The organism is Kosakonia oryziphila, assembly GCF_900094795.1.
GTDB lineage: Bacteria > Pseudomonadota > Gammaproteobacteria > Enterobacterales > Enterobacteriaceae > Kosakonia > Kosakonia oryziphila.
This window is the reverse complement of the sequence record NZ_FMBC01000021.1, coordinates 16,681-37,607: the sequence shown is the minus strand read 5'-3', so window position 1 is coordinate 37,607 and position 20,927 is coordinate 16,681. Positions and strand designations below refer to the sequence as shown.

Annotated in this window: 25 protein-coding genes, 1 pseudogene and 1 other annotated feature; of the genes and pseudogenes, 14 read left to right on the top strand and 12 right to left on the bottom strand. The window is 50.1% G+C overall.

Annotation, left to right across the window (positions count from 1 at the left end):
- Positions 1–113 precede the first annotated feature (113 nt).
- The gene (nadE, locus tag GA0061070_RS11705) at positions 114–941 is read right to left on the bottom strand and encodes an ammonia-dependent NAD(+) synthetase (protein ID WP_090136322.1); all 828 of its coding nucleotides are present in this window, start codon (positions 939–941) and stop codon (positions 114–116) included.
- Positions 942–1,196: 255 nt separating this feature from the next.
- Here nadE and osmE point away from each other — a divergent pair, with 255 nt between their 5' ends.
- From osmE to GA0061070_RS25170, 3 genes are all read left to right on the top strand, one after another.
- Positions 1,197–1,535 (top strand): osmotically-inducible lipoprotein OsmE, encoded by a 339-nt coding sequence (gene osmE / locus GA0061070_RS11700; protein ID WP_090136321.1) that lies wholly within the window; start codon positions 1,197–1,199, stop codon positions 1,533–1,535.
- Positions 1,536–1,744: 209 nt separating this feature from the next.
- Positions 1,745–2,002, top strand: coding sequence for a bacteriocin immunity protein (locus tag GA0061070_RS11695; protein ID WP_090136320.1), 258 nt, complete (start codon positions 1,745–1,747; stop codon positions 2,000–2,002).
- Between the two features lie 87 nt (positions 2,003–2,089).
- Entirely contained in the window at positions 2,090–2,242 is a 153-nt protein-coding gene (locus GA0061070_RS25170; protein ID WP_167353571.1) for a hypothetical protein, read from the top strand.
- 187 nt (positions 2,243–2,429) lie between these two features.
- Here the strand turns inward: GA0061070_RS25170 and katE are convergent, their stop codons facing one another.
- A complete protein-coding gene (gene katE, locus GA0061070_RS11690) occupies positions 2,430–4,682 on the bottom strand; it encodes a catalase HPII (RefSeq protein WP_090136319.1) in 2,253 nt (750 codons plus the stop codon).
- 202 nt (positions 4,683–4,884) lie between these two features.
- Here katE and cedA point away from each other — a divergent pair, with 202 nt between their 5' ends.
- Complete coding sequence (gene cedA / locus GA0061070_RS11685; RefSeq protein ID WP_090136318.1) at positions 4,885–5,142, top strand: cell division activator CedA; 258 nt, start codon at positions 4,885–4,887, stop codon at positions 5,140–5,142.
- 128 nt (positions 5,143–5,270) lie between these two features.
- On the opposite strand, the gene GA0061070_RS11680 is transcribed toward cedA, so the two are convergent.
- The 4 genes from GA0061070_RS11680 to hxpB form a co-directional block, all read right to left on the bottom strand.
- Positions 5,271–6,662: an L-cystine transporter gene (locus GA0061070_RS11680; protein WP_090136317.1), complete on the bottom strand. Its 1,392-nt coding sequence runs from the start codon at positions 6,660–6,662 to the stop codon at positions 5,271–5,273.
- A 130-nt stretch (positions 6,663–6,792) separates the two neighbouring features.
- A complete protein-coding gene (locus GA0061070_RS11675; protein ID WP_090136316.1) occupies positions 6,793–7,383 on the bottom strand; it encodes a metal-dependent hydrolase in 591 nt (196 codons plus the stop codon).
- A 97-nt stretch (positions 7,384–7,480) separates the two neighbouring features.
- Entirely contained in the window at positions 7,481–8,242 is a 762-nt protein-coding gene (gene kduD, locus GA0061070_RS11670) for a 2-dehydro-3-deoxy-D-gluconate 5-dehydrogenase KduD (RefSeq protein WP_090136314.1), read from the bottom strand.
- A gap of 143 nt (positions 8,243–8,385) precedes the next feature.
- Positions 8,386–9,054: a hexitol phosphatase HxpB gene (gene hxpB, locus GA0061070_RS11665; RefSeq protein ID WP_090136312.1), complete on the bottom strand. Its 669-nt coding sequence runs from the start codon at positions 9,052–9,054 to the stop codon at positions 8,386–8,388.
- Between the two features lie 146 nt (positions 9,055–9,200).
- Between hxpB and GA0061070_RS11660 the strand changes: the two genes are divergently transcribed.
- Positions 9,201–9,737, top strand: coding sequence for a YniB family protein (locus GA0061070_RS11660; protein ID WP_090136310.1), 537 nt, complete (start codon positions 9,201–9,203; stop codon positions 9,735–9,737).
- 45 nt (positions 9,738–9,782) lie between these two features.
- Here GA0061070_RS11660 and GA0061070_RS11655 read toward each other — a convergent pair whose 3' ends face one another.
- From GA0061070_RS11655 to pfkB, 3 genes are all read right to left on the bottom strand, one after another.
- Positions 9,783–10,643, bottom strand: a complete 861-nt coding sequence (locus GA0061070_RS11655; RefSeq protein WP_090136308.1) for a fructosamine kinase family protein — start codon at positions 10,641–10,643, stop codon at positions 9,783–9,785.
- Positions 10,644–10,748: 105 nt separating this feature from the next.
- Positions 10,749–11,039, bottom strand: coding sequence for a type V toxin-antitoxin system endoribonuclease antitoxin GhoS (gene ghoS, locus GA0061070_RS11650; protein WP_090136306.1), 291 nt, complete (start codon positions 11,037–11,039; stop codon positions 10,749–10,751).
- 64 nt (positions 11,040–11,103) lie between these two features.
- Positions 11,104–12,036, bottom strand: coding sequence for a 6-phosphofructokinase II (pfkB, locus tag GA0061070_RS11645; protein WP_090136304.1), 933 nt, complete (start codon positions 12,034–12,036; stop codon positions 11,104–11,106).
- Positions 12,037–12,328: 292 nt separating this feature from the next.
- Between pfkB and GA0061070_RS11640 the strand changes: the two genes are divergently transcribed.
- Both GA0061070_RS11640 and GA0061070_RS11635 read left to right on the top strand, forming a co-directional pair.
- A complete protein-coding gene (locus GA0061070_RS11640) occupies positions 12,329–13,084 on the top strand; it encodes a DUF481 domain-containing protein (protein WP_090136302.1) in 756 nt (251 codons plus the stop codon).
- Between the two features lie 253 nt (positions 13,085–13,337).
- Complete coding sequence (locus tag GA0061070_RS11635) at positions 13,338–13,553, top strand: YdgH/BhsA/McbA family protein (protein ID WP_090136354.1); 216 nt, start codon at positions 13,338–13,340, stop codon at positions 13,551–13,553.
- A 159-nt stretch (positions 13,554–13,712) separates the two neighbouring features.
- Here the strand turns inward: GA0061070_RS11635 and GA0061070_RS11630 are convergent.
- Positions 13,713–13,886 (bottom strand): annotated as a pseudogene (locus GA0061070_RS11630) (flagellin); the annotation flags it as partial.
- 135 nt (positions 13,887–14,021) lie between these two features.
- Here GA0061070_RS11630 and fumD point away from each other — a divergent pair.
- Positions 14,022–14,234 carry a fumarate hydratase FumD gene (gene fumD / locus GA0061070_RS11625; protein WP_090136299.1) on the top strand — a complete coding sequence of 71 codons (213 nt, stop codon included), beginning with the start codon at positions 14,022–14,024 and terminating at the stop codon, positions 14,232–14,234.
- Between the two features lie 568 nt (positions 14,235–14,802).
- On the opposite strand, the gene GA0061070_RS11620 is transcribed toward fumD, so the two are convergent.
- Together GA0061070_RS11620 and GA0061070_RS24765 are read right to left on the bottom strand one after the other, a co-directional pair.
- Positions 14,803–15,942 (bottom strand): glycosyltransferase family 9 protein, encoded by a 1,140-nt coding sequence (locus GA0061070_RS11620; protein ID WP_425256053.1) that lies wholly within the window; start codon positions 15,940–15,942, stop codon positions 14,803–14,805.
- Positions 15,902–16,273 (bottom strand): hypothetical protein, encoded by a 372-nt coding sequence (locus tag GA0061070_RS24765; protein WP_139109757.1) that lies wholly within the window; start codon positions 16,271–16,273, stop codon positions 15,902–15,904. Before GA0061070_RS24765 ends, GA0061070_RS11620 begins: the two co-directional genes overlap by 41 nt.
- Positions 16,274–16,476: 203 nt before the next feature.
- On the opposite strand from GA0061070_RS24765, the gene thrS reads away from it, so the two are divergent.
- The 6 genes from thrS to pheS all read left to right on the top strand — a co-directional run bounded on the left by thrS (position 16,477) and on the right by pheS (position 20,916).
- Complete coding sequence (gene thrS, locus GA0061070_RS11615) at positions 16,477–18,405, top strand: threonine--tRNA ligase (protein ID WP_090136295.1); 1,929 nt, start codon at positions 16,477–16,479, stop codon at positions 18,403–18,405.
- 3 nt (positions 18,406–18,408) lie between these two features.
- Positions 18,409–18,951: a translation initiation factor IF-3 gene (infC, locus tag GA0061070_RS11610; RefSeq protein ID WP_090136293.1), complete on the top strand. Its 543-nt coding sequence runs from the start codon at positions 18,409–18,411 to the stop codon at positions 18,949–18,951.
- A gap of 92 nt (positions 18,952–19,043) precedes the next feature.
- Positions 19,044–19,241: a 50S ribosomal protein L35 gene (rpmI, locus tag GA0061070_RS11605; protein ID WP_001124225.1), complete on the top strand. Its 198-nt coding sequence runs from the start codon at positions 19,044–19,046 to the stop codon at positions 19,239–19,241.
- 50 nt (positions 19,242–19,291) lie between these two features.
- Positions 19,292–19,648, top strand: a complete 357-nt coding sequence (rplT, locus tag GA0061070_RS11600; RefSeq protein WP_007374646.1) for a 50S ribosomal protein L20 — start codon at positions 19,292–19,294, stop codon at positions 19,646–19,648.
- Positions 19,649–19,767: 119 nt separating this feature from the next.
- Positions 19,768–19,892: a sequence feature (Phe leader region), on the top strand.
- On the top strand, positions 19,773–19,817 hold the full coding sequence (pheM, locus tag GA0061070_RS25165; protein WP_001386830.1) for a pheST operon leader peptide PheM: 45 nt from the start codon (positions 19,773–19,775) through the stop codon (positions 19,815–19,817). It overlaps the preceding feature by 45 nt.
- Before the next feature lie 40 nt (positions 19,893–19,932).
- Positions 19,933–20,916 (top strand): phenylalanine--tRNA ligase subunit alpha, encoded by a 984-nt coding sequence (gene pheS, locus GA0061070_RS11595; protein WP_090136291.1) that lies wholly within the window; start codon positions 19,933–19,935, stop codon positions 20,914–20,916.
- Positions 20,917–20,927 lie beyond the last annotated feature (11 nt).

The following is a 20,927-nucleotide window of genomic DNA, read 5'->3' as shown; positions in this document are numbered from 1 at the left end:
AGAGTAGGCCGGAAGAGCTGTGACAACGTCAGGGAGCGGGGGAGGACGCGGAGGTGGCTACGCTTATCAGGCCCGTCAGGCAGGCCTGATAAGATCATGATGAATTTCAGGAATTATTTTTTCCAGAAGTCATCGAAAACGGTAATCGGCGGGCGGCGTTTGTGTTCGGTTTTCAGATACCAGCCTTCGATAATTTTGGCGATACCGGCATCCAGCGTTTTGCCTTCCAGATAATCATCGATATTTTCGTAGGTGACACCCAGTGCGGCTTCATCAGGCAGCGACGGGCGATCGTCTTCCAGATCTGCCGTTGGCGCTTTCTTATAGAGATGTTCCGGGCAGCCCAGATATGCCAGCAATTGTTTCCCCTGACGTTTATTCAGACGGAAAATCGGATTGATGTCGGTACCGCCATCGCCATATTTGGTGAAGAAGCCGGTTACCGCTTCAGCGGCGTGATCGGTGCCGACTACCACACCTTTAGTCATGCCAGCGATGCTATATTGCGCTTTCATACGTTCACGGGCCTTCTCATTGCCACGAACAAAATCGCTCAACTCGATGCCGGCATCGCGCAGCGCCTGTTCACTCGCCAGCACTGCGCCTTTAATGTTTACGGTCAATACGCGATCCGGCTGGATAAAGCTGATGGCATCCTGGCAATCTTGCTCGTCTGCCTGCGCGCCGTAAGGCAGACGTACGGCGATAAACTGATACGCTTCATCGCCAGTTTCCGCGCGCAGTTCGCTGATAGCCAACTGGCTGATTTTGCCGGTCAGCGTGGAATCCTGGCCGCCGCTGATGCCGAGTACCAGCGATTTAATAAAGGGAAACGTCTTCAGATAGGTTTTCAGAAAATCCACGCTGCGGCGAACTTCGTCTTCGGCGTTGATGCCCGGCTTCACGCCCAGCGCCTGAATAATCTCTTGTTGCAGAGTCATTTACCCCTCCGTTATGTAATCCTGCCTGGCAGGTTGCAAATAGTTAATATAGAGCCAAATTAACCCTTTGGCAGTAAAACGACAAGGATCACAGATTTGAGTGGCGCAATTTGCTGCGTTTTAGCAGCTTATGTCACTTTCATTAGATTTTTCCGAAAGATATACCATCGGCAACCCATAGTTGAAAAATGTACTTTTCTATTCCAGGATTAGATAACACGCTGATACACAAGTGGATACTGAAGAGGATGGAATATGAATAAAAACATCGCAGGAATTCTGGGCGCCGCCGCTGTACTGACCATGCTGGCAGGGTGTACTGCCTACGATCGCGCAAAAGATCAGGTCGCTCAACCGGTTGTGAAAGATGTGAAAAAAGGCATGAGCCGCCAGCAGGTTATGCAGATTGCAGGTCGTCCTTCTTCTGAAGTCACGATGATTCACGCGCGCGGTACCTGCCAGACCTACATTCTGGGTCAACGTGGCGGTAAAACCGAAACATACTTTGTGGCACTTGATGAAACTGGCCACGTGATGAATTCCGGTTATCAAACATGTGCAGAATACGATACTGATCCGCAAGCTAAGCAGTAAGTTATTTTGCCTGAGCATAAAAAAACCGGCCTGATGGCCGGTTCAGACTACTGACAGGGTCCTGGCCGTAACGTAAGGTCAGGACTTTGATCTAATATAGACAGTACAAAAAACGTACTGACCGCCATGCTTAGAGAACCCACCCCGCAGCATTGATCTCTTCCCTGTAACACCAGAACGACACATTGATATTCATAAGAGTAAATAAAATGGCTGAAAAAAAATTATCCGATTATACAGAAAAAGAATTTCATGATTTCATCACAAAAATCAGAGCGGCGGATTTCCCATCAGAATCAGCTCATGACGAAGCTATTTACAACTTTAGTCGATTAACAGAGCATCCCGATGGCTGGGATCTTATATATCATCCTGAACCGAATGCAGATAATTCAACACAAGGGATTATCAATGAGATAAAAGAATGGTGCGCAGCCAACGGCAAACCAGGATTTAAACCCGAATAAACACTCAATAACTTTTCTCTGCAATCACCTCGGGCACAATGTTAACGCATTGCGCAGGGGTAAACTCATCCTTGAGAGGAGCGTTATATGTCTGATGATATCAGCTATGATTCATCTTATTTTACCTATGAATCTGTTGATGCCGGATTAAAAGAAACTAATGAAAATGAATATTTTCGCGTTCCTCAGGGCGGCGATGCCAGCAATGCGTTTATTTATTACCGTAAGGATTGCGCATAACATGGTAGAGCGTTTTAATTCAATGCGGTAATCGTTATTGAAATAAGACCTGGCTGCCTTCTGAGGTTTTGAAAGTTACCTTTAAAAAGGGTTCCATGTACATTATGGAACCCTTTTTACATGATCCACAGGATCGGTCAACCGCTCCTTAAGTGATAGACATTATCCTGATGGCTGGTTTTTTAGCTTATGCCGGTATGCTGCCAATCTTGCCCATTCGCGACCACACCCGGTGCGCGGCAAGATGGACGAGGAAATCATCCACCAGCATTGATGAGGCTGAGTCCGCTTCCACAATACCGTCTTCCCCCTGCGCATTTACGCCCAGCAGTGCTTTGAACTGACGCGCATCGCCCAGCAAGGCAATGGTTTTCAGGTGCTTATACGCCTCCAGCAGGTAGTATTTCGCATCACCATTTTGTAAAAGTTCGCTCACATCGCCGCCGGGGACAAACACACCGTCCACTGTGAGCGAGGGAGATCCTGCAAACGTTGCAGCCACTGGCAGGCTGGAGCCGTCATCAGCGGTCACTTCACCCATGCGGGCGTACAACAGTTTGCTGTGAACGCCTTTTGCCTGAAGCCCTTGCAGTACGGTCAGTACATCGGCAGCGCTGACGTTATCATGCAACAGGACAGCCACTACCCTGCCTTTGACGTTACCGTCCGGAACCGCATACAGGCTCAGCGCCGGATCTTTTTTCAGGCCGTTAACATCCGGTGGTGGAGCGATATTGCGTTGTTCATCGCTGAGTGTAATCCCAAGATTCCCGGCAACGCCCTGTGCCAGATGAACGTCGATATGTGCCAATTGATCAACAACGCGTTCGCGAATATAGGCGCGTACCACTTTACTGAGCTCGGAGCTGAATGCATCAATGATATGGCGCTGCTCAAAAGGCGTCTGGCTAAGCCAGAAAAGTCGTGGATGGGCGTAATACTCGGCAAAAGAGGCGCTGCGCTCGCGGATTTTATGGCCTTCAACACGTTCCTGCCAGGTCTCAAAACCGCCGCGTTTCGGCCCTGGCGGTGTTTCTCGCGGCCAGTTATCGTTGATTGAGTTCGGTTCATAGTTGGCCGGATTGGTATCAATATCTATGCGGTGCATGCCGTCGCGCTGGAAATTGTGATACGGGCAGGTAGGGCGGTTAATCGGAATTTCATGGAAGTTTGGCCCGCCGAGACGGCTGATTTGTGTATCTGTGTAGGAGAAAAGGCGCCCTTGCAAAAGTGGGTCGTTGGTGAAATCCAGCCCTGGAACAATATGCCCTGGATGGAACGCGGCCTGCTCGTTTTCGGTGAAGAAATTATCCGGGTTCCGGTTTAGCACCATCTTGCCCACGCGCTGCACCGGCACCAGTTCTTCCGGGATCAGTTTGGTTGGATCCAGCAGGTCAAAATCAAATTTGAACTCATCTTCTTCAGGGATCAGTTGCAGTCCCAGCTCATACTCCGGGTAATCCCCCGCTTCAATGGCTTCCCACAACTCGCGGCGATGGAAATCCGGATCGCGCCCGGTCAGTTTTTGTGCCTCATCCCATACCAGCGACGCCTTGCCTGCCAGTGGTTTCCAGTGAAAGCGCACAAAGGTCGATTTCCCTTCGGCGTTAATCAGCCGGAAAGTATGAATACCAAACCCTTCCATGGTGCGATAGCTGCGCGGAATGCCGCGATCTGACATCGCCCACATCACGTTGTGCAGCGTTTCCGGTTGCAGAGAAACGTAATCCCAAAAGGTGTCATGAGCGCTTTGTCCCTGCGGGATTGCCCAGTGTGGCTCCGGTTTTACGGCATGAACAAAATCGGGGAATTTATGCGCATCCTGAATAAAAAAGATCGGCGTGTTGTTGCCCACCAGATCAAAAATGCCCTCATCGGTATAAAACTTAGTGGCAAAACCACGGATGTCACGCACGGTATCTGCCGAACCGGCACCACCCTGAACCGTGGAGAAGCGAACAAAAACCGGCGTGATTTTCTCCGGATCGGAGAGAAAATCGGCTTTGGTGATATCGCTCAGGCTGCGATAGGGCTGAAAATAGCCGTGCGCCGCTGAACCACGTGCGTGCACGATCCGCTCCGGAATGCGTTCATGGTCAAAATGGGTAATTTTCTCCCGCAGAATAAAATCTTCCAGCAGTGTGGGGCCACGGGTTCCGGCGCGCAGGGAGTTTTGATCGTCGGCGATGCGCACCCCTTGATTGGTGGTAAGTGGAAAATTCTCACTGCCCTTGCGGAAGTATTCAAGCGCGTTCAGTTTGTCGTTGGACGTATCCGGCGCTTTCAGGCTACCCGGCGCGGTCGGCTGTTCGCCAGGCGCTGTGGGGTGAGGGGAAGGACGGTGAGAATTGTCTTCTGGCGCGAGGGAATCCAGCCCAGGACGGGATTCGTTAGCATCATGCACCGGGGCTCGTTGAGGGGCTTTTTTCTGTTGCGACATTGAACTCGTCTCCTGTTTTCATTACTGAAAAATGGTCGTTGTTATGGCAAAACCCCTCTAACTATAGAACATTGCCCTGCTGATGCCCGGTCGCCCGGTAGATAGCGGTTCGATGAAAAAATTGCGAAAAGTGCGCCGGAGGCGACGGGCGGGGTAACAATCGGCTATGATAGGTCTTTCATGTCTGTAGATTTTGTCTTTAGTGAATGCATCGCTTATGAAACCTCTTCGCCAACAAAACCGAGTCGTTATCAGCTATGTCCCTCGGGTTGAACCCGCTCCGCCCGATCATGCCGAAAAAGTGAACGGGTTTCGTGATGTCTGGCTGCTGCGCGGTAAATATGTTGCGTTTGTGCTGATGGGTGAAAATTTTCACCGTTCACCGGTCTTCAGCGTGCCGGAAGCGGCCCAGCGCTGGGCAATGCAGATGCGCCAGCAGAATGAGCTTGACGAAGAGTAATACCGGCACTACGGCTGGCGAAGTGCGGTGACCCGATAATCAGCAAACATTCTGACTCTGGCTGAAAGATGCCGTTTTGCGGGTAAAGAAGGTGGCGGGGGGAGGTTCCCCGCCTTGTCGTTTTTGACTTAACGATGTGCCAGTTCGGCGTCGTCTTCGCTTTCCAGAATGGCTTTGTCGGTCTGCTTCAGCCACTGGCTGGTTAGCGTTCCGGCGGTCATGGAGCCGCTCACGTTCAGCGCGGTACGGCCCATATCAATTAGCGGCTCAACAGAAATCAGTAGTGCAACCAGCGTGACCGGCAGGCCCATGGCTGGCAGTACAATCAGAGCGGCAAACGTCGCGCCACCGCCGACACCCGCGACACCGGCGGAGCTGACGGTAACAATCCCTACCAATGTGGCAATCCACACTGGATCCAGCGGGTTAATGCCGACAGTGGGTGCTACCATGACGGCCAGCATTGCCGGGTAAAGGCCGGCACAGCCATTCTGACCAATCGTTGCACCGAAAGAGGCCGAGAAGCTGGCGATCGATTCTGGTACGCCCAGACGGCGGGTTTGCGCTTCCACGTTCAGCGGAATTGACGCGGCGCTGGAACGGCTGGTGAAGGCAAAGGTCAGCACTGGCCACACTTTGCGGAAGAATTTCAGCGGGCTGATGCCGTTAACGCCTAGCAGCAGGCCGTGCACGACAAACATAATGCCGAGGCCAAGATAGGAGGCGATAACAAAGCTGCCCAGCTTGATGATGTCCTGAATGTTGGAGCCCGCCACGACTTTAGTCATCAGCGCCAGTACGCCGTACGGCGTAAGCTGCATCACCAGACGCACCAGTTTCATCACCCAGCTTTGCAGCGTGTCAATAGCGGTTAGCACTCTCTGGCCTTTTGGCGCGTCATCTTTCAGCAATTTCAACGCAGCGACGCCGAGGAAAGCAGCAAAAATGACGATGCTGATGATCGAAGTCGGGTTTGCGCCGGTCAGATCGGCAAACGGATTTTTTGGCACGAAAGAGAGCAGCAGTTGCGGTACGGTCAGATCGGCTACTTTACCAATATAATTGCTCTGGATGGCATTCAGACGCGCTGTTTCTGCGGTTCCCTGTACCAAACCTTCGGCGGTCAGGCCAAACAGGTTAGTCACCAGCACCCCGACCAGCGCGGCGATCAACGTAGTAAATAGCAGCGTGCCGATGGTTAAGAAGCTGATTTTACCCAACTGGGAGGCGTTATGCAGGCGCGCGACGGCGCTTAAAATGGAGGCGAATACCAGCGGCATCACGATCATTTGCAGCAACTGAACATAACCGTTTCCAACCACGTTAAACCACTGGATAGAGGTTTTCAGTACCGGGCTGTCAGCGCCATAGATAGCCTGTAGCGCCAGGCCGAAGGCGACGCCAAGCCCTAAGCCGACCAGCACTTTTTTTGCCAGGCTCCACTGTTTGTGGCGTGTCTGCGCCAGCAAAAACAGCAATGCCACGAACACAGCGACGTTCGCGATTAATGGAAGATTCATCCCCGTTCTCCTGATTTCATTATTCGGTCAACCTTGCCAGTTAACCCAGTGGCGGAAGGTTAGCAGAAGTGCCGAGGTGGCCTTATATCCAAATAGAATGTTTTATGCCAAAAGCAGGGGGATTGTTGGCTTAATGGCCAGATTGTGGATGAATAAAACGATTAAACTGATTTTGCAGCGAGTTTATCATCTGTGATGACCAGCGAATTGCACCGTTTTCGGGCAGCGATTGCGGCATCCACACCGCCCAGGTGAACAGCGCCATACATAATACGCGCTCGAGCTGGTTGCCTTTTTGCGGGGCCAGGATAGGCAGGCGAAAGCGCCAGCGACAAGGCCATAGCAGCGGCACACCCGCAGGTGTCAGCATATCTGCAAGGATATGGCTCAAATAGCCCACCACCATTCCCTGCAATGCATCCGCAGGGACAATCCAGCTTTCCGGGACTTTTAGCGTAAACAGCGCGAGCGAGAGAAAAACTGCCAGCAGGCTGTGCGTAAATCCCCGATGGCCGAAGGCTCGCGCCATCGGTTTTGATATCCACTTCAGACGCTGGCCGAGGAAGGATTTCGGGTGATCGATGTCCGGTAACAGGCAGGTAAGAATGGCAGACGGAACAATATGCCACCAGTCACCCTGAGCAAGGATGGGTGTTAATTCGGCATTTTTGGCAAACACCGCGCAGGCAATGGAAAAAAGCAGGTGTCCTTCGGCCGTCATGATCAAACTCACTAAACTGTCGATGTATACAGTATAGGATGTTTATACAGTAGGCGGAAGAGGTGACGTTGTAACTCTTTGTCACAATCCTGTTAGATTATCGCGCCAGCCAGCCGCCATCGACGGCGAGAGTGAAGCCATTAATGTAATCGGATGCCTGTGAAGCGAGAAACACCGTCGCGCCTTTTAAATCTTCTGGCTCGCCCCAACGCCCTGCGGGAATGCGATCGAGGATCTCCTGGCTGCGTTCGGCATCTTCCCGCAGTTGCAGGGTGTTATTGGTCGCCATATAGCCTGGCGCGATAGCGTTGACGTTAATCTGGTGCGGCGCCCATTCATTGGCCAGCTGACGGGTCAGCCCCATCACGCCACTTTTCGACGCGGTATAAGAGGGTACACGAATGCCACCCTGGAAAGAGAGCATCGAGGCAATATTAATAATTTTGCCGCCGTTATTCTGTGCGATAAATTGCCGGGCGACGGCCTGCGATAAAAAGAAGACCGTCTTCAAATTCAGGTTCATGACGTCATCCCAGTCCTGCTCGCTGAAATCAAGCGCGTCGCAGCGTCGAATGGCGCCAGCATTATTCACCAGAATATCCACCCGGCCCATCTGGTCCACCGTCTGATTAACAATATAATCCAGTCCGTGCTGGTGTCGCAGATCCGCCTGTACAGAAACAAAACGACGCCCGAGAGCATGGACGCGTTTGGCAGTGTCGTGCGGAATTTTCCGGCCCACGCCGACAATATCGCAGCCCGCCTCCGCAAGTCCTAATGCCATTCCCTGACCCAGACCGGTATCGCACCCGGTTACAATGGCTACTCTACCTGCAAGCTTAAAGGCATCCAGTATCATGTTCTCTCCGGCGTAATCGTTATTATTGTGACAGGGCATCAGCGCCTGGGGATCAGAATAGGAGGTGGGCAAGCAAAATACAAATAAAAATGAAACTGCGTTTCAAAAATAAAGGGGCAGCAAAAGCAGCTACCCCGGCAGGATTAACCGAAAATATGAGCTAGCGTGAGTTGTTCCAGGCTGGTGAGCCTGGCATTAGCCAGCACATAACGAGGATCGGCGCGGTGTTCTTCATCCGGTACCACAATCGATCGCATCCGCGCTGCTTTACTGGCGATCATGCCATTGACTGAATCTTCCAGCGCCACGCAGGTCAGCGGATCAACGCCCAGTTTGGCGGCACAATCCAGATACACTTGCGGGTGCGGTTTGCTGTAGGGGAGTTTTTCCGCCGAGGCCAGCGCATCAAAGTTGTCGCGTAGTTCAAACATCGCCAGCACTTTTTCCAGCATATGTAGCGGCGACGCGGAGGCCAGCCCGACCAGCAGGCCATTGGCCTTACACAACGCAATGGCTTCACGCACTCCAGGCAGTAGCGGGCGTTTCTCTTCAACCAGTGAAATTGCACGCTGAATAATGCGGTCTGTCACTTCCTTGCGATCCGGGCCGTTCCATGGTTGCTGCGCGTACCAGAGTTCCACCACCATGTCGATGCGAAGGCCGAGCGTGTCGGGCAATTCATGACGTCGGTTAATATCCACGCCAAGGCTTGCCACAACCTCCAGTTCGGCGCGATCCCATAGTGGCTCGGAGTCAATAATTAATCCATCCATATCAAAAATGGCAGCATGAATTTGACGCGGAGCTGTCATAAAACCTCTCTTTTTTATGGCATGTCGCCGGGAATAAACGGTAAATGTGGTTAAACGTTCATCATACCGACTTTAAAGATCAGGCGAAAATGATTATCAGCAGGTAGACTAAGGCGGAAACAGTGCGTCACTTACAAGGGGAATCCATGACGTATCAACAAGCTGGACGCATCGCCATTCTGAAACGCGTTCTGGGTTGGGTGATTTTTATTCCGACCGTAATTTCGACAGTCATTTCTGTGCTGAAATTTATGTATGACCACAGTGAAAAACAGCCAGGCATTAGTGCCGTGATGCTGGATTTTGCGCATGTGATGATTGATATGATGCGTTTTAATACGCCTTTCCTTAACCTTTTCTGGTACAACTCACCGACCCCCGACTTCCATCATAGCCTGAACATTGTGTTCTGGCTTATCTACGTGCTGATCTTTGTTGGTCTGGCGTTGCAGGCTTCCGGCGCACGCATGAGCCGTCAGGCGCGTTTTCTGCGTGAAGGCGTGGAAAATCAGATGATTCTTGAACAAGCCAAAGGGCCAGAAGGGTTGTCTCGCGAGCAGATCGAAGCGCGCATTGTCGTGCCGCACCACACCATTCTGCTGCAAGTTTTCCCACTGTATGTGCTGCCGGTGATTATGATTATCGCGGGCTACTTCTTCTTTTCACTGCTGGGCTTTTTGTAAGTAGTCACAGGCCCGCAAGCAATAACGCTCCCGGGCCTGTCTGTTCTACGCTGCCAGTACTCGATCAAGCGCTTTTTGTGCGTTCAGCAGATGTTCGCCGCCAAAAAGAATGGCCCGGTTGAAAAGCGTATAAAGCTGGTAGATCGGCTGACGTTCGGGAAAATCAAGGGGCAATGGCGAGACTGACTGGTAGCCGTCGTAAATCTGCGGCGGCTGGTCCGGATGCAGCGGCAGCATCGCCAGATCGCACTCCCGATCGCCCCAGTAACAGGCCGGATCGTAAATATAAGGACCGTCTGGCCCCAGCGCACAGTTATCGGACCACAGATCGCCATGCAGTAATGACGGCTGCGGTTGGTGGGCGCTCAGGCGCTGCTGAACATGCTCGACAATGGCGTCGATATTGCCGAACTCCATACCTTTTTCTGCCGCCAGCTCCAACTGCCAGCCAATACGCTGTTCGGCAAAAAACGTTGACCAGCGGCGCTGCCAGGCGTTGGGCTGTGGCGTAGTGGAAAGGTCGTTATCAAAATCGAGGCCAAACTGCGGTTGATCGCTCCACTGATGCAGGCGTGCCAGTTGCTGACCGAGCAGAAACGCGTTGTGCGCATCCAGCGGACGGGCAGGGAGATACTCCATGACCAGAAAGCTGTAGTCACGATCGCTGCCCACAGCCCATACAGTTGGCACCTTTACCGTATTGCTGCGCGCCAACAGCGAGAGCTGATCGGCTTCGGCGGTAAAAATAGGCAACAGTTCACGTTCATCGCATTTAACGAAAAGTTCATGGCCCGCGTAACGGGCATGCCATGCAGCATGTATTTCGCCGCCTGGCAGCTCATCCCGCTGCTCAATCTGGCCACTTCCCAGTTGTTCGCGTAACAGACTACTTATCGCTTGCCACATGATGTCTCTCCCATGTAATCAGCCAGATCATAAGGTTAGCGCACTAAAGCTGTGAAAAAATACGACGTAACGCACACCTGCGGGTCAGATGGTCCGCCATGGCACTTAATGCTCTTTTGGCTGCCACGCCTCCCAGGTGCTGACAGTAATGTCGGCCTCTTCAGCCACCGCAGCGGCGGCTAATCCATGGGCGAGTTCAAGCACTTCCTGTTCATCGAGTGCACTGATAAGCCCAAAGGTGTTGGTACCTAGATCGTGAACATTGCCATCGTCATCGGTCATCGTGAGCAGGAAACCCGCACGTGTAAAGTAGTTATTTAGCTCGTTAATTTCGACCAGGCTTTGCTCATGAAATTTCACCACTACTACGTAGCGCGTGATGTCGCCGCTGCTCATATGTCACCTCGTTGTAATCATGAAGGTTTTTTTAGCATAGTCGTCAGGCGCTATTTGTCGATTTTCAGGCATTACGCAAGTAATCATAGATCTTTTGCGTGTCGGCCAGCGCGCACAGGCGAGTACCATGGTTAATCGTGGCGGCGCTCCCGGCGGCAACACCGTAACGGACCATATCGTCCAGCGGCGCGTCCTGCGCCAGTTTTAGCGTCATCGCACCCACCATACTGTCGCCAGCGCCTACCGTGCTCTGACTTTTCATCGGCGGTGGTACGATCTGCACACATTGGTTCGCATCGACGGCCAGCGCACCCTGAGGACCCAGGGATACGACGACGCGCAGCGCTTTACCGCTATCAACGATCTCCTGTGCTGCCTTGCGCACATCATCCGGCTGGGTCAACTCCCGCCCCACCAGCGCGCTCAGTTCTTTCTGATTCGGTTTAACCAGTTCGATATTGCCGATAGCCAGTGCAGCGCTAAGGGCTTCGCCGGAACTGTCAACGATGCAGCGTAGACCATGTTGCTGTGCAGTTTTTATAAGTTGTGTCAGTTTCCCGACGGTAATGCCTGGCGGCAGACTGCCGCTCACCACCAGTAACGAGCCTGGCTCAATGATGAGCACTTTTTCTTCGAGCTGACGAAACTCATCTTCACTGAGGCTGGCGCCCGGCATGACAAAGCGGTACTGCTCGTCGCTGGATTCAACGTGAACATGTAGGTTCTGCCGTGTCCAGTCTTTGGCGTTGATGCTGATAGTTGGCACGTTTTCATCCGCTAACAGCGCCGTCAGGTGTTCGCCGGTTGCGCCACCGGCCGGAAAAATCGCTGTGGCTTTACCGCCAAGATGGGTAATGGCTCTTGCGACATTAATGCCGCCGCCACCGGGCTCAAAAACAGGTGCAGTGCAGCGCAGTTTCCCTTCTGGATAAATCTGCGGCGTTAATGTTGCGCTGTCCAGGGAAGGTGCCAGCGTCAAAGTATAAATCGCGACCATGATGACCTCCTTTTTCTTCGGTTGCAGTAATCCTGGCACTGAATCAAGCGAAGGGAAAGGAAATAACAGCCTGATTTAAATATGGTATCGATTAAATTGGCTTAGAGGATTAATAACCATTTTGTTGTTTTCGAGATCTCTCTTATTCAAAAATTCCAATAAGATTTCATTGATATGTTTAAGCGGCCTTTTTATAATTTGTTATCTTTCTTTGGAACGTTACTCGTTGATCCTGATGAAAGTTTCCGGGACCGTGATGGTCTCTTTTTTTTTGCTGTTCGGACTCTAAAAAATGAAGCTTTTGAAGACAGTACCCGCGTTTGCACTGGTCGCGGGCGTATTTGCGGCAATGAATGCCGCCGCAAATGATACCGTTTTTACTGTCATGGATGACCCATCCACCGCGAAACACCCGTTTGAAGGTAGCGTGAACGGCGGTTACTTGTCGCAGGCCGGCAACACAAAGAACTCCTCTTTGACTGCCGATTCCACCCTGACGTGGTACGGCGAGACCACGGCCTGGTCTCTGTGGGGCAACGCCAGTAATACCTCATCGAACGATGTTCGTTCGTCTGAGAAATACGCCGTTGGCGGCCGTAGCCGTTATAACATGACGGATTATGACTATATTTTCGGCCAGGCCAGTTGGTTGACCGATCGCTATAACGGTTATCAGGACCGCGATGTGTTTACCGCCGGTTATGGTCGCCAGTTCCTGAATGGCCCGGTTCATAGCCTGCGCTTTGAATTCGGTCCTGGTGTTCGTTACGACAAGTACACCGATGACAACACCAAAACCACCGCGTTGGGTTATGCATCCGGTACTTATACCTGGCAAATGACCGATACCACTAAATTCACGCAGGGTGTGTCTGTGTTTGGTGCGGACGATACCACAGTGAACTCAGAAACAGCGCTGGAAGTGGCAATTAACGCCCACTTTGCCTTGAAGATGAGTTACAACCTGACCTGGAACTCCCAGCCGCCTTCAACTGCGCCGGATCATACCGATCGCAGAACGACGGTAACGTTAGGTTATAAAATGTGATACGCCGGGCCGGAAATTCCGGCCCACTGTTTTTATCTGTACTATTTCCCGCGCTTTATATTCAATTTTATTTAAGTTAATTTTCTCTCCACATTGCCTTCATAATTAATTAGCTGGACACATATTCAGTTTATTTGACACGAATGGATAAATAAATTGGCTGGGCAAAGGTGTGATGCAGATCTACACTGGTATTACAAGCAAAAAAACGGCCAAGCCAATAATGTTTGTATTACAGAAAGAGAACTCAACTATGAAAACAATCAAAACTGCCGCAGTTGCCATGGTGCTTTCTGCACTCTCTTTTGGCGTCTTCGCGGCTCAGCCTGCCACTTCAGCCAGTCAGAGCAACACGAATATCACTAACATCGAAGCGGGTTCCAATATGGTGCCAGTCGCGCAATCTGCTCACGGAACCAACGATCAGGCATTTGATGCACATACGCTGGTTGCCGGTGAATGGAATTAAGTAGATTCCTGGTTAATTCATTAAGTTTGAAAAACCGGAGAGTGTAGTACCGGTTTTTGTATTTATATCGTAATGTAAAATTAACACCTGTATTTTATCGCATATTGACGAAAACTGAGGTGTTCTTTAAAAACATCTGTTGGTAAATAGATTAGCTGTTTAACTCCGAAGCAAAGACAAAATATTTTCTGCCGACTGGTTTGCCCCTTTGAGTACGGCATCCTGCCCCTGTTGTAATATTTGTGCTTTCACCATCTTGCTGGTTTCCAGCGCATAATCCGCGTCTTCGATACGGCTTTTTGCCGCCTGAGTGGCCACATTTTGTTGCGCCAGCATTTATCAGTCGGCTTAATATGTGTACACCTGCTTGAAAGTGAAGGAAGTTATTTACAGGGGTTACAAAGAGGCGGTTTATCCCTATCCTGATGCCAATTAAGCCAGGTAAAAACCACAACAACCGGAGGAGCAATGGGGAATTCCAAAGATGCGGCGTTATACGAGGAGATGTGCCGGGTGGTGGGGAAGGTAGTGCTCGAGATGCGCGATCTGGGGCAGGAGCCAAAGCATATTGTCATTGCCGGCGTGGTCAGAACGATGCTGGCAAATAAGCGAGTCACGCGTTCTGCGTTAACGCAGGAAGCAATGGAAACCGTGATCCGCGCGCTGGGATATCAATCCTGATAAATGTAGAAAGGCACGCTTGCGCGTGCCTTGTATGAGTGCGGATCTGTCTTTCAAAGTAGATGTGTGCCGTTAGCGCCGCTTTTTATGACGATCCGGTAAGCTTCTTGCTGATTTAATGCTGTGGTGCTTATAAAAAGAAAAAATAATGATCGCAAGGAGTGCGATAATAATAACGGTATAAACGATTGCCATGCTTTATCATTGAGTTAGATGTTAATGGGAAGCCAACTAGACTGCCAGTGGTACTGTTGTGTCAAGGTGACCACTAAAAATCAGATTAAACGCATGCTATTTGATTAATTTTGAAACCTTTTTTTACATTAACATTCATCACTGCCGTTTATGAATATCCTGTTTTCAGACATGCAGGACTGCCACGCTGGGGTGAATAAAAAGTACTCCTTTGCTGTTATATCCCGGAAATCCCGTTTTATACGTCTTTTCTGCGGCTGGCCAAGGCTGTGGTGGATGGTTACCGCTGGTGTGATAATGCAATGCGCCGTATCGGGAGCTAACTCGCTGAATTGTCGGTTGTTGGGAACCGATAATTCACGCAGGAAATGTGTTATCTCAATCGCACAGGATCTATTTCCGCCATGATTAAACTGGCGATATCCTGTTTTTGATGCACCTTTCCATATTTGATGATGATCTGCCTTGCGTTTTCATATCCTGGTGCCCAAAGCTGATTATTGAGGCGTACATTTTTGTAAATAGCAATGAGCGGTTTCTGCCAGGCTGCCGCTATATGCACGATCGAGGTATCGGGTGAGATAATCAGGTCGGCTTGTGCAATAAGAGCCATCGCATGATGCAGGGTTTTAAAGGGATTTACGACGACTCTGTCGGGGAGGGACAGGCGGATCTCTTTGCGGTGATCGAGCAGAATAATATTTACTGCAGGATAAGTGGACTGCAACTGTTCAATAATTGCCGCAAGTTGCGTCTGGGATAAACAGCGATCCTTATTGCTGGCAAAGATATTAATGATAACCTTACGGCCTTCGATGGCTGCCAGAAATTGTTGCGTCTCAGCATAAATATCCTGGGGGATATGCAGTTCATAAGTTTCCAGTTGTTTTTTATCTAATTGCATGCAATCTGCGATGCAAAAAAAGGTTTTACTGACATGCCAGTTTGCGCAATCAAAATCAAAGGATTTCGTATAATGATTAATAGAGGGCCACTTATTAAATCCTAACACGGCTTTGGCATTTATTTGTCTTAACAACAACAACCGATGCACCGGGATATCAAGAAGGGAGGGATCGATAACAATATCGTATTTATTATTAGCTAATTCGGTAACCACAGAGTGGGGGACATTATGGGTGAATTTTTTGAGATAGCTGGAGGAAGTGACATCCTCTGCCTCGTAGATATGGCGAATGCGGGGGTTATAGCGCATTACCTCGCGGTTTGATTTTGTCAGCAGAAAATCAACGATATACCCAGATTCGTGCAGACATTTAACCAGTGCTGAATCGACGACGACGTCGCCAATTGCCCCTTCGTTGCGCATCAACAGAACTTTTCTCGCTGAGATTAAATTTGGCTCACTTCGGACAGGACTATCCCATAGCATTTTAGCGATATAAACGCGTATCAACATACGTATTTTTTTTATAAAGTAATTACGACGTCTGTTGAGTGCTCTTATTTTTTTAAACTTTCCGACAGGCATTTCTGTGGCTGTGTGTTGCATCACGACTACCTTTTTCTTTATTCACAACAAACATTCCCACCATTTTTTCTAATGGGGATGCAGGACGGTAAAAATCACTCAGCCAGGTTTGTTCGTTATTCCAGTAAAATGGTGAATATTTTTCATCTGATTTCATCATGAGATATTGAGGACATGATGGATGAAATGTGAATTCGCTATATTTTTTTCGATGGCGCATAAAGCGCCTGAGTTGCATAAATCCCGTGTTGCGGCAACCTTCATTGAAGGTGAATTTATTGTTGTTCGTGCGCCATAAGGGCGTGACCAGCCTGATCTCTGCGCTGTACGCCAGGAATATGATTCTGTTCACGCTTTTATGTCGCCGCGATGCCGTGTACTATTGTGGGGCGTTATCAACAGGTGGGGATGAGCACAGTCAGGTTTTCGTACAATCTGGTGTGCACAGTTTGCAGAGTGAAGCAAATAAACATCCTTAACATGCTGATATAAATACATTATTTAATTTTGTATGTGCTCTTTCGTGTGGGGCACCACTGCAAATAAGGAAATGAAATGCCTGTAATTACTCTTCCTGATGGCAGTCAACGCCATTATGACCACGCCGTAAGCCCTATGGATGTTGCGCTGGATATCGGTCCAGGACTGGCGAAAGCCTGTATCGCTGGCCGTGTTAATGGCGAACTGGTTGATGCTTCTGATGTGATTAACAGTGACGCCAACCTCGCCATCATCACTGCTAAAGATGACGATGGTCTGGAAATTATCCGTCACTCCTGTGCGCACCTGTTAGGCCATGCGATCAAGCAATTGTGGCCGCATACCAAAATGGCGATTGGCCCGGTTATTGATAACGGCTTCTATTATGACGTTGATCTTGACCACACCCTGACCCAGGAAGACATTGACGCGCTCGAAAAGCGTATGCATGAGCTCGCCGAAACCAACTATGACGTCATCAAGAAAAAAGTGAGCTGGCAGGAAGCGCGCGAGACCTTTGTCAAACGCGGCGAAAACTATAAAGTCTCCATCCTTGATGAGAACATTGCGCATGATGACAAGCCGGGCTTGTATCATCATCAAGAATACATCGACATGTGCCGTGGGCCGCACGTGCCGAACATGCGTTTCTGCCATCACTTCAAATTGATGAAAACAGCAGGGGCTTACTGGCGCGGCGATAGCAACAACAAGATGTTGCAGCGTATCTACGGCACCGCGTGGGCAGATAAAAAAGCGCTGAATGCCTATCTGCAACGCCTGGAAGAAGCGGCAAAACGCGATCACCGTAAAATCGGTAAGCAACTCGACCTGTATCATATGCAGGAAGAGGCGCCGGGTATGGTTTTCTGGCATAATGATGGGTGGACTATCTTCCGTGAACTGGAAACATTTGTTCGCTCTAAGTTAAAAGAGTACCAGTATCAGGAAGTGAAAGGCCCGTTCATGATGGACCGTGTCTTGTGGGAAAAAACTGGCCACTGGGACAACTACAAAGATGCGATGTTTACGACCTCTTCCGAGAACCGTGAATACTGCATCAAGCCGATGAACTGCCCGGGTCACGTACAGATTTTCAATCAGGGCTTAAAATCTTACCGCGATTTGCCGTTGCGTATGGCTGAGTTCGGTAGCTGCCATCGCAATGAGCCATCAGGAGCACTGCACGGATTGATGCGCGTACGTGGTTTCACTCAGGATGACGCCCATATCTTCTGTACGGAAGAGCAGGTGCGTGATGAAGTGAACGCATGTATTCGTTTAGTCTACGATATGTACAGCACCTTCGGTTTTGAGAAAATCGTCGTCAAACTCTCTACTCGCCCGGAAAAACGTATCGGCAGTGATGAGATGTGGGATCGTGCTGAGGCGGATCTGGCGGTTGCGCTGGAAGAGAACAATATCCCGTTTGAGTTCCAACTGGGTGAAGGTGCATTCTACGGTCCGAAAATTGAGTTTACCTTATATGACTGCCTCGATCGTGCATGGCAGTGCGGAACAGTACAGCTAGATTTCTCCCTGCCGGCTCGTCTGAATGCTTCTTATGTAGGCGAAAGCAACGAACGTCAGGTTCCGGTGATGATTCACCGCGCGATTCTCGGTTCTCTGGAGCGCTTTATCGGCATCCTGACTGAAGAGTTCGCTGGCTTCTTCCCGACCTGGCTGGCGCCGGTGCAGGTAGTGGTCATGAATATCACCGATTCACAGTCTGAATACGTTAATGAATTGACGCGTAAACTACAAAATGCGGGCATTCGTGTAAAAGCAGACTTGAGAAACGAGAAGATAGGCTTTAAAATCCGCGAGCACACTTTACGTCGCGTCCCTTATATGCTGGTTTGCGGTGACAAAGAGGTTGAGGCCGGCAAAGTTGCCGTGCGTACCCGCCGTGGTAAAGACCTGGGGAGCCTGGACGTAAATGATGTTATCGAGCAGCTGCAGCGAGAGATTCGCAGCCGCAGTCTTCAACAATTGGAGGAATAAAGTATTAAAGGCGGAAAACGAGTTCAAACGGCGCGTCCCAATCGTATCAACGGCGAAATTCGCGCCATGGAAGTTCGCTTAACAGGTCTGGAAGGCGAGCAGCTTGGTATTGTGAGTCTGAGAGAAGCTCTGGAAAAAGCTGAAGAAGCCGGGGGTGATTTAGTTGAAATTAGCCCTAACGCCGAGCCGCCCGTTTGCCGTATAATGGATTACGGCAAGTTCCTCTATGAAAAGAGCAAATCTTCTAAGGAACAGAAGAAGAAGCAAAAAGTTATTCAGGTTAAGGAAATCAAATTCCGACCTGGTACAGATGAAGGCGACTATCAGGTAAAACTCCGCAGCCTGATTCGCTTTCTCGAAGAGGGCGATAAGGCCAAGATCACACTGCGTTTCCGTGGTCGTGAAATGGCCCACCAACAGATCGGTATGGAAGTGCTTAATCGCGTGAAAGACGATCTGAATGAACTGGCAGTTGTCGAATCCTTCCCAACGAAGATCGAAGGCCGCCAGATGATTATGGTGCTTGCTCCGAAGAAGAAACAGTAAGGCCATCAAGTAATTAAACCTGTGGGCCACAGACTCACGGGTTTAATTCGCCTTTGTTTCGTTTATTAACAATGCGAAGTGGAAGTTAAAAAATGCCAAAAATTAAGACCGTACGCGGTGCTGCTAAGCGCTTCAAAAAAACCGGTAAAGGTGGTTTTAAGCACAAGCACGCTAACCTGCGTCATATTCTGACCAAAAAAGCTACCAAGCGTAAACGTCACCTGCGCCCGAAAGCCATGGTTTCTAAAGGCGATCTGGGTCTGGTAATCGCGTGCCTGCCGTACGCATAAGTCGTTAACCTTTTAACTTTTTTTAAGAATATAGATACAGGAGAGAGCATATGGCTCGCGTAAAACGTGGTGTGATTGCACGTGCACGTCATAAGAAAATTTTGAAACAAGCTAAAGGTTACTACGGCGCGCGTTCACGTGTTTACCGTGTTGCCTTCCAGGCTGTTATCAAAGCTGGTCAGTACGCTTATCGTGACCGTCGTCAGAAGAAGCGTCAGTTCCGTCAACTGTGGATTGCACGTATCAACGCAGCAGCACGTCAGAACGGTATCTCTTACAGCAAATTCATCAATGGCCTGAAAAAAGCCTCTGTTGAAATCGACCGTAAGATCCTGGCTGACATCGCCGTATTCGACAAAGTGGCATTCTCTGCACTGGTTGAAAAAGCGAAAGCAGCTCTGGCATAAGCCAGTTTAAGAGAGGGAGCCTGGCTCCCTCTTTTGCTTTAAGATTATCAATACATTGACATTTTGCAGTGATGCGTTTTCAATAGTCCATCACCGACACTTACCCTGTTAAGGTAACGCAAGCATGAATGCTGCTATTTTCCGCTTCTTTTTTTACTTTAGCACCTGAACCCGGGAGGCTAGCGCGTGAAAGAAGAAACGGAAAACAGCGCCAGAAAGCCTCCCTTGTGGAGGCTTTTTTTGTATCTGCCGTTTGTAAACATCGTCATATAACGAGGAAAACCATGTCACATCTCGCAGAGCTGGTTGCCAGTGCGAAGGCAGCCATTAACGATGCTTCAGATGTCGCCGCTCTGGACAACGTCCGCGTCGAATACCTGGGCAAAAAAGGGCACCTGACCCTTCAGATGACCACCCTGCGTGAGCTGCCGCCAGAAGAGCGCCCGGCTGCCGGGGCAGTGATCAACGAAGCAAAAGAGCAAGTCCAGCAAGCGCTGAACGCCCGTAAATCGGATCTGGAAAATGCTGCGCTGAATGTACGTCTGGCTGCCGAAACCATCGATGTCTCCCTGCCGGGTCGTCGCGTAGAGAATGGGGGATTACACCCGGTAACCCGTACGATCGATCGTATTGAGAGTTTCTTCGGTAAATTGGGCTTTACCGTCGCCACTGGCCCGGAAATCGAAGACGATTACCATAACTTTGACGCGCTGAATATTCCGGGCCATCACCCGGCACGTGCGGATCACGATACTTTCTGGTTCGATGCGACGCGTTTGCTACGTACCCAGACCTCCGGTGTGCAGATTCGTACCATGGAAAATCAGCAGCCGCCAATCCGCATCATCGCCCCTGGACGCGTTTACCGTAACGATTACGACCAAACGCATACCCCAATGTTCCATCAGATGGAAGGGCTGATCGTAGATAAAAACATCAGCTTTACTAACCTGAAAGGTACACTGCACGACTTCCTGCTTAACTTCTTTGAAGAAGATCTGCAGATTCGTTTCCGCCCGTCTTACTTCCCGTTCACTGAACCATCTGCAGAAGTCGATGTGATGGGCAAAAACGGCAAATGGCTGGAAGTGCTGGGCTGCGGCATGGTACATCCAAACGTACTGCGTAATGTTGGAATTGATCCGGAAGTTTATTCTGGCTTCGCATTTGGTATGGGAATGGAGCGTCTGACCATGCTGCGTTATGGCGTTACCGATTTGCGCGCATTCTTCGAAAACGATCTGCGTTTCCTCAAACAGTTTAAATAAAGGCAGGCAAG

What these genes read in the sequence shown, in the direction of transcription:
- nadE (WP_090136322.1), bottom strand. Translation starts at nt 941, where the DNA reads ATGACTCTGCAACAAGAGATTATTCAGGCGCTGGGCGTGAAGCCGGGC.
- osmE (WP_090136321.1), top strand. Translation starts at nt 1,197, where the DNA reads ATGAATAAAAACATCGCAGGAATTCTGGGCGCCGCCGCTGTACTGACC.
- GA0061070_RS11695 (WP_090136320.1), top strand. Translation starts at nt 1,745, where the DNA reads ATGGCTGAAAAAAAATTATCCGATTATACAGAAAAAGAATTTCATGAT.
- GA0061070_RS25170 (WP_167353571.1), top strand. Translation starts at nt 2,090, where the DNA reads ATGTCTGATGATATCAGCTATGATTCATCTTATTTTACCTATGAATCT.
- katE (WP_090136319.1), bottom strand. Translation starts at nt 4,682, where the DNA reads ATGTCGCAACAGAAAAAAGCCCCTCAACGAGCCCCGGTGCATGATGCT.
- GA0061070_RS11680 (WP_090136317.1), bottom strand. Translation starts at nt 6,662, where the DNA reads ATGAATCTTCCATTAATCGCGAACGTCGCTGTGTTCGTGGCATTGCTG.
- GA0061070_RS11675 (WP_090136316.1), bottom strand. Translation starts at nt 7,383, where the DNA reads ATGACGGCCGAAGGACACCTGCTTTTTTCCATTGCCTGCGCGGTGTTT.
- kduD (WP_090136314.1), bottom strand. Translation starts at nt 8,242, where the DNA reads ATGATACTGGATGCCTTTAAGCTTGCAGGTAGAGTAGCCATTGTAACC.
- hxpB (WP_090136312.1), bottom strand. Translation starts at nt 9,054, where the DNA reads ATGACAGCTCCGCGTCAAATTCATGCTGCCATTTTTGATATGGATGGA.
- GA0061070_RS11660 (WP_090136310.1), top strand. Translation starts at nt 9,201, where the DNA reads ATGACGTATCAACAAGCTGGACGCATCGCCATTCTGAAACGCGTTCTG.
- GA0061070_RS11655 (WP_090136308.1), bottom strand. Translation starts at nt 10,643, where the DNA reads ATGTGGCAAGCGATAAGTAGTCTGTTACGCGAACAACTGGGAAGTGGC.
- ghoS (WP_090136306.1), bottom strand. Translation starts at nt 11,039, where the DNA reads ATGAGCAGCGGCGACATCACGCGCTACGTAGTAGTGGTGAAATTTCAT.
- pfkB (WP_090136304.1), bottom strand. Translation starts at nt 12,036, where the DNA reads ATGGTCGCGATTTATACTTTGACGCTGGCACCTTCCCTGGACAGCGCA.
- GA0061070_RS11640 (WP_090136302.1), top strand. Translation starts at nt 12,329, where the DNA reads ATGAAGCTTTTGAAGACAGTACCCGCGTTTGCACTGGTCGCGGGCGTA.
- GA0061070_RS11635 (WP_090136354.1), top strand. Translation starts at nt 13,338, where the DNA reads ATGAAAACAATCAAAACTGCCGCAGTTGCCATGGTGCTTTCTGCACTC.
- fumD (WP_090136299.1), top strand. Translation starts at nt 14,022, where the DNA reads ATGGGGAATTCCAAAGATGCGGCGTTATACGAGGAGATGTGCCGGGTG.
- GA0061070_RS11620 (WP_425256053.1), bottom strand. Translation starts at nt 15,942, where the DNA reads ATGCAACACACAGCCACAGAAATGCCTGTCGGAAAGTTTAAAAAAATA.
- thrS (WP_090136295.1), top strand. Translation starts at nt 16,477, where the DNA reads ATGCCTGTAATTACTCTTCCTGATGGCAGTCAACGCCATTATGACCAC.
- rpmI (WP_001124225.1), top strand. Translation starts at nt 19,044, where the DNA reads ATGCCAAAAATTAAGACCGTACGCGGTGCTGCTAAGCGCTTCAAAAAA.
- rplT (WP_007374646.1), top strand. Translation starts at nt 19,292, where the DNA reads ATGGCTCGCGTAAAACGTGGTGTGATTGCACGTGCACGTCATAAGAAA.
- pheS (WP_090136291.1), top strand. Translation starts at nt 19,933, where the DNA reads ATGTCACATCTCGCAGAGCTGGTTGCCAGTGCGAAGGCAGCCATTAAC.